The sequence below is a fragment of the Pseudomonas sp. HMWF021 genome, assembly GCF_003061005.1.
GTDB lineage: Bacteria > Pseudomonadota > Gammaproteobacteria > Pseudomonadales > Pseudomonadaceae > Aquipseudomonas.
The window spans coordinates 30,925-37,423 of record NZ_QAIK01000161.1 but is presented as its reverse complement, the minus strand read 5'-3'; the positions used below and the strand labels follow the sequence as shown (position 1 = coordinate 37,423).

Annotated in this window: 5 protein-coding genes; 2 read left to right on the top strand and 3 right to left on the bottom strand. The window is 60.7% G+C overall.

The annotated features are described in order from the left end of the window. On the bottom strand, positions 1–1,624 hold a 1,624-nt coding region (locus tag DBR18_RS23185), incomplete at its 3' end, for an autotransporter assembly complex family protein (RefSeq protein ID WP_108592066.1). 66 nt (positions 1,625–1,690) lie between these two features. Further along, positions 1,691–2,341 carry an N-acetyltransferase gene (locus DBR18_RS23180; RefSeq protein WP_007961094.1) on the bottom strand — a complete coding sequence of 217 codons (651 nt, stop codon included), beginning with the start codon at positions 2,339–2,341 and terminating at the stop codon, positions 1,691–1,693. A 327-nt stretch (positions 2,342–2,668) separates the two neighbouring features. Between DBR18_RS23180 and xthA the strand changes: the two genes are divergently transcribed. Continuing rightward, positions 2,669–3,481: an exodeoxyribonuclease III gene (gene xthA, locus DBR18_RS23175; protein ID WP_108592064.1), complete on the top strand. Its 813-nt coding sequence runs from the start codon at positions 2,669–2,671 to the stop codon at positions 3,479–3,481. 176 nt (positions 3,482–3,657) lie between these two features. Then, a complete protein-coding gene (locus DBR18_RS23170; protein WP_108592063.1) occupies positions 3,658–4,992 on the top strand; it encodes a substrate-binding domain-containing protein in 1,335 nt (444 codons plus the stop codon). A gap of 138 nt (positions 4,993–5,130) precedes the next feature. On the opposite strand, the gene DBR18_RS23165 is transcribed toward DBR18_RS23170, so the two are convergent. Then, entirely contained in the window at positions 5,131–6,360 is a 1,230-nt protein-coding gene (locus DBR18_RS23165) for an acyl-CoA dehydrogenase (protein ID WP_007961105.1), read from the bottom strand. Between the last annotated feature and the right edge of the window lie 139 nt (positions 6,361–6,499).

The following is a 6,499-nucleotide window of genomic DNA, read 5'->3' as shown; positions in this document are numbered from 1 at the left end:
CACCGATACCGACCCCGGTCTTGAGGTTCGGCAGTTCGAGTTTGTTGAAGGAGTTGCCTTGGTCGACGAAGGTCGCGACCCGCCACTTCTCGGCAATCGAATATTGATACTCGACGCTGCCGGCGACCATGTAGCGGCCGCCGATGCGGTCGCCCTTGGAGTTCTCCGGGGACAGGCTCTGATAATCGTAACCGCGTACGCTCTGATCGCCACCGGCGAAGAAACGCAGCGACGGCGGCACCGAGTTGTAACCATTGGTGGCGCTGCCGCCGACCTGCACCCGGCCGAGGAAGCGGTGGTTGTCGAACACCGTGGTCAGGCCCTTGATCAGCGCTGTGCCATATAAAAGGTTGTTGTCGGAGCCGAGGCCTTCCTTCGCCACCTTGCTTTCGAAGGTCAGGCGATAGCCGTTGTGCGGGTCGATGCGGTTGTCGCTTTTCAGGTACGAGTAACTGATGCCGGGCATCAACAAGGTGCTGAGGCCGGAGTCGTCGCCGAGTTCATATTCTTCGCGCTGCCATTTCAGCGAGATGACCCGCTGCCAGCCGCTGGGCAACTTGCTGTGCCATTCCGGGCCGAAGGTCAGCAGCTTGCTCAGGGTGTCGGAGCCGTCGATGTTTTCATACTGATAACCACCGGCCCAACGCAATTTGTCGGTCAGCGGCGGGTCGAGCGGGATGTCATAGAACAGCCCGACGTTCTGCCGTGGCGCCGACAGTTCGGCTTCCCAGCCGTAGCTGTCGCCCTGCGGGTTAACCCAATGGCGGGTCCAGTTGGCCTTGATCCGCGGGCCGACGTCGGTGGAATAACCGAGGCCCAGGCCCATGGTGCGGGGTTTGCGCGTGTCGAGTTTGACGTCCACCGGGATCACGTCGTTTTTCGCCGCCGTCGGCGCTGCATCGACGCGCACGCCTTCGAAATAGCCGCTCGACTGCAGGTCGCGGTTGAGTTCGGCGATCAGCTCGGAGTCATACGGATCGCCGGCCTTGAACGGCACCATGCGTTGCAGCAAATCTTCGTCGAACGGCGTGTCGCCCTCGAAACTGACTTTGCCCAGCGCATAACGCGGGCCGCTTTCGTAGATCAATTCGACATCGGCCACCCCGGCACGCGGATCGACCAGGAGTTTCTGACGGGTGAAATGACCACTGAAGAAACCGAAGCGCGAGGCCTGGTTCTGGATCAGGCGTTTGGCGTTTTCATAACGCCCGTGGTTGAGTACGGCGCCGGACTTGAGCATGTCACTGCTCGGCACACGAAAGGATTTGAGGGAGGCAGCAGGGCCGTCGACGCGGATGGTCACGTTGCGCAGACGAATCGGCTCGCCGGGATCGATGTTCAGCACCAGGCGCGGCTTGTCGCCGCCCTTCACGTCGCTGTCGATCTGCGGCTGGTAATAACCCAAGGCCTGCGCGGCTTTGCGCGCCTGCTCTTCGGCCCCGCGACTGAAGCGCAGCAAGGTTTCTTCGTCACGGTCGCCGAGGCTGCCGATATAGCCTTCTATATTGGCCTTGAGTTCATCGTTGGACGGTTTGATCCGCACGTCCAATTCACTTTGCGCCAGCGCCGCGCAGCTGGTTAACAGCATGAGCACGCCACTGGTAAATCTTCCTGGAAACTTCATAGGCGCGGATGCTATCACGGGCTTGGGAGCGTGATAGAACAGGAACTGTCCCAAAAAGTTCGATGGCTAAGCCGTTGCAGTTTGTAACACCTGCGGATTGGCGTGGAAAAACACATGTTCGCGCACCGGGCCGACGGCAACTTCGCCAATCTCCTCGTAACCCTGACGCTTGTAGAATTCCAGGTAACGCGGATTGCCGGTATCCAGCACCACACCTTGCGAGGTTTCGTCTACCGCGCACCAGTTATGCACCGCCGTCAGCAACTGCTCGCCGAAGTGTTTGCCCTGAAACTGCGGATGAATCCCCAGCAGCGGCAGCATGTGCACTGAATCGCTGGGCACGCAAGCGGCCACGGCATCGTGGTACTCCAGATAGCGCCGGGTGCAGCGGAATCCGGTGCTGAGCACCATGCGCAGGCGCCAGGCCCAGCTCTCGGTGATGCCCAGGCGACGCTGCGGCGGCGCGATCAGGGCGATGCCGATCAGGCGGTCGTTGACCAACAGGCCGATGGCCGGCTGATCCTGCAGAAAGTGCTGTTTGACCAGTTCACGCACCGTGGCCCGCACGCGCTGCTCGTAACCCGGCCGCTCGGCCTCGAACAGGTAACCGAAGGTCGGCTCGTGGCGATAGGCCTGATACAGCAGCGATCGGGCTTCGCGCGAGTAACCGCGGTCGAGCATGTGGATGTCGGCGATGGCGGTCTGGGTTTCAGGCATGACAGTGATTCTCCCCCGGGGCGCGGCTCAAATGACTGCGCTCTTGTTGGTACGAACCTTTTGCGGGTGGCGCAGTTCCCCACAGGTATAGACCAAGCCGGGAGCTTCATCGACCGGGCGGGCCTCATCGCTGGCAAGCCAGCTCCCACAGATTTTTCCGGTGACATGAATTGTGTGTCCGACATGGACACTGTGGGAGCTGGCTTGCCAGCGATGAGGCCTATACCGGCAACACTGATCTGACAGAACACAGCGAATCTACTTACCCCACACTGGCCCCCATCCCACATGTCAGCTAGCATCGCCCTTTTGCCAGGACTGCCGACCATGAAGATTGTTTCCTTCAACATCAACGGACTGCGCGCCCGTCCGCATCAGCTGGCAGCGCTGATCGAAAAGCATCAGCCGGACGTGATCGGCCTGCAGGAAACCAAGGTCCACGATGACCAGTTCCCGCTCGAAGAAGTGCGTGCGCTGGGCTATCACGTTTATTTCCACGGCCAGAAAGGCCATTACGGCGTCGCCCTGCTCTCGCGCAATGAACCGATCGCCATTCACAAAGGCTTCGCCAGCGATGAAGAAGACGCCCAGCGCCGCTTCATCTGGGGCACCTTCGCCGACGCCAACGGCGTGCCGGTGACCATCATGAACGGCTACTTCCCACAGGGCGAAAGCCGCGACCACCCGACCAAGTTCCCGGCCAAGCAACGCTTTTACAGCGACCTGCAAACCCTGCTGGAAAGCCAGTTTCACAACGAGCAGCCGCTGGTGGTGATGGGCGATGTGAACATTTCCCCGGAAGACTGCGACATCGGCATCGGCCCGGACAACATGAAGCGCTGGCTGAAAACCGGCAAATGCAGCTTCCTCCCGGAAGAACGCGAGTGGATGGCCCGCCTGAAAAACTGGGGCCTGACCGACAGCTACCGCCACCTGAACCCGGACGTGACCGACATGTTCAGCTGGTTCGACTACCGCAGCCGTGGTTTTGAAGACGAACCGAAACGCGGGTTGCGCATCGACGTGATCCTCGCCTCCCATGGCTTGCTGCCTCGGGTCAAGGATGCGGGCGTGGACTATGAGCTGCGCGGGATGGAAAAGCCGTCGGATCATGCGCCGATCTGGTTGGAATTGAGCTGATATACGTCAAGATCAAAAGATCGCAGCCTTCGGCAGCTCCTACATTGGAACGCGTTTTCCTGTAGGAGCTGCCGCAGGTTCGGGCCGCGTTCGGACGATCTTTTGATCTGTCATTTTTTGGTCATGCGCCTGACTTAATCTCCCCGGCAATCCCCTTGGCCTGATTCGGTGCCGGCATGCCCCTGCGTGTTCTGTTTGCTTTTGTGTCGAGTGCATGGCTGACGGTCTGTGCCGCCGCCCTGCCGATCCCTGATACCGGCCCGGCACTGCGCATCCAGGGTTCCAACACCATCGGTGCCGATCTCGGCCCGGCACTGGTCGAGGGCTTTTTGCAGGATCAGGGTCTGCTGAAGATCCACCGCGAAAACCCCGACACCGACAACGAACAACACATCGTCGCTCAGACTGCGCAAGGCAAACGGGTGGTGATTGAAGTCGCCGCCCACGGTTCCAGCACCGGTTTCACTGCGCTGAAAAGCGCCAGTGCCGACCTCGCCGCTTCTTCCCGCCCGATCAAGGACAGCGAACTGCTCAGCCTGCAAGCGCTCGGCGATCTGAAGCGTCCAGAGGCCGAGCAAGTCATCGCCATCGATGGCCTGGCGATCATCCTGCACCCCGACAATCCGCTGCAGCAGCTGGACACCGAGCAACTGGCGCGAATCTTTGCCGGTGAAGTGAAAACCTGGGAAGACCTTGGCGGGCGCGGCGGTGCGATTCATTTATATGCACGGGATGACCAGTCCGGCACCTACGACACCTTCAAGGAACTGGTGCTGGGGCGGCGTGGGAAAAATCTGAGTGCCAGCGCGAAACGTTTCGAATCCAGTGAGCAATTGTCCGACGCGGTCAGCAGTGATCCGCAGGGTATCGGTTTTATCGGCCTGCCTTATGTGCGCCAGGCCAAAGCCGTGGCCATCGCTGACGGTGCATCGCAATCGATGTTGCCGCTCAACAGCCTGATTGCCACTGAGGACTATCCGCTCTCGCGGCGCCTGTTCTTTTATCTGCCGCCCAATAGCCAGAATCCGTGGGCATTGGCGCTGGTGGCGTTTGCGCAAAGTGCTCAGGGCCAGAAGATTGTCGCGGCCAATGGTTTTATCAGCCAGACCGTTCGCGCCATGACCGTCACGCCGAATGCGCTGATGCCCGAGGGTTATCAATCCCTCAGCCGCCACGCCCAGCGTCTGACGGTGAACTTCCGCTTTGAGGAAGGCAGCGCCAGCCTGGATAACAAGGCGCGACAGGATCTGGCGCGGGTACTCGACTATATAAAGCGCCACGACAAGACCGAGCGCGCGGTGACGCTAGTGGGGTTTGGTGACGAGAAAGACGACCCGGCGCGAGCGGACCTGTTGTCGAAATTGCGGGCGATGGCGGTACGCCGCGAACTGGTGAAAAACGGCGTGCTGCTGCGCGAGGTGCGCGGGTTTGGCGCGTTGATGCCGGTGGCGGCGAACAGTGCGGATGAAGGACGGATCAAGAATCGGCGGGTTGAGGTTTGGGTGTACTGAATCCGAAGCAGATGTGGTGACTGACCTGACGCCTTCGCGGGCAAGCCCGCTCCCACAGGTTTCGCAGGTGTTCACAATTTGTGTTCACTGCAGATCCCTGTGGGAGCCGGGCTTGCCCGCGAAGCCGGCGACGCGGTCTTAATGACCGCTGCGCAACATTTCCTTCGGCACATACTTGCCGATCTCGAACTTGCCGATCGCCGCGCGGTGCACTTCGTCCGGGCCGTCGGCCAGGCGCAGGGTGCGTTGCATGGCGTACATGTAGGCCAGCGGGAAATCATTCGAGACCCCGGCCCCGCCGTGAATCTGGATCGCCCGGTCGATCACCCGCAGGGCCACGTTCGGCGCAACGACCTTGATCTGCGCGATCTCGCTCTTGGCCACTTTGTTACCGACGGTGTCCATCATGTACGCCGCCTTCAGGGTCAGCAGACGGGCCATGTCGATTTCCATGCGCGAGTCGGCAATCTTGTCGACGTTACCGCCCAGACGCGCCAGCGGTTTGCCGAATGCAGTGCGGCTCACCGAGCGTTTGCACATCAGTTCCAGCGCGCGTTCCGCCATGCCGATCGAGCGCATGCAGTGGTGGATCCGCCCCGGGCCAAGGCGACCTTGAGCGATTTCGAAGCCTCTTCCCTCACCGAGCAGGACGTTTTCGTACGGCACTCGCACGTTGTCGAACAGCACTTCGGCATGACCGTGCGGGGCGTCGTCGTAGCCGAACACCGGCAGCGGACGGACGATTTTCACCCCGGGGGTGTCGACCGGCACGAGGATCATCGAGTGCTGCGCATGGCGCGGTGCGTCGGGGTTGCTCAGGCCCATGAAGATCAGAATCTTGCAGCGCGGATCGCAGGCGCCGGAGGTCCACCATTTCTTGCCGTTGATCACCCACTCGTCGCCATCACGCACGGCGCGGGCGGCCATGTTGGTGGCATCGGACGAGGCCACGTCCGGTTCAGTCATGGCGAACGCCGAGCGAATCTCGCCGCGCAACAGCGGTTCGAGCCAGCGCTGTTTCTGCTCTTCGTTGGCGTAGCGCACAAGCACTTCCATGTTGCCGGTGTCCGGCGCCGAGCAGTTGAACGGCTCCGGCCCCAGCAGCGAACGGCCCATGATTTCTGCCAGCGGGGCGTATTCGAGGTTGGTCAGGCCAGCGCCGAGTTCCGATTCCGGCAGGAACAGATTCCACAGGCCTTCGGCTTTGGCCTTGGCCTTGAGCTCTTCCATGATTGCGGTGGGCTGCCAGCGATCGCCCTCGGCAACCTGGCGTTCGAACACGGCTTCGGCCGGGTAAACGTAAGCGTCCATGAACGCGGTCACGCGCTCACGCAGTTCTTGCACCTTGGGCGAATAAGCGAAATCCATGAGCAATTACCTTCTTTGGGCAGAGGTTGTTCAGATCATGCAATCGATGCTAGAACAGCGTTGATAATTTACCTAGCCTATTCTCGGCGTGTATAAACATTCATCACCGATATATGATTGGTTGATTTTCCGGGTCAAC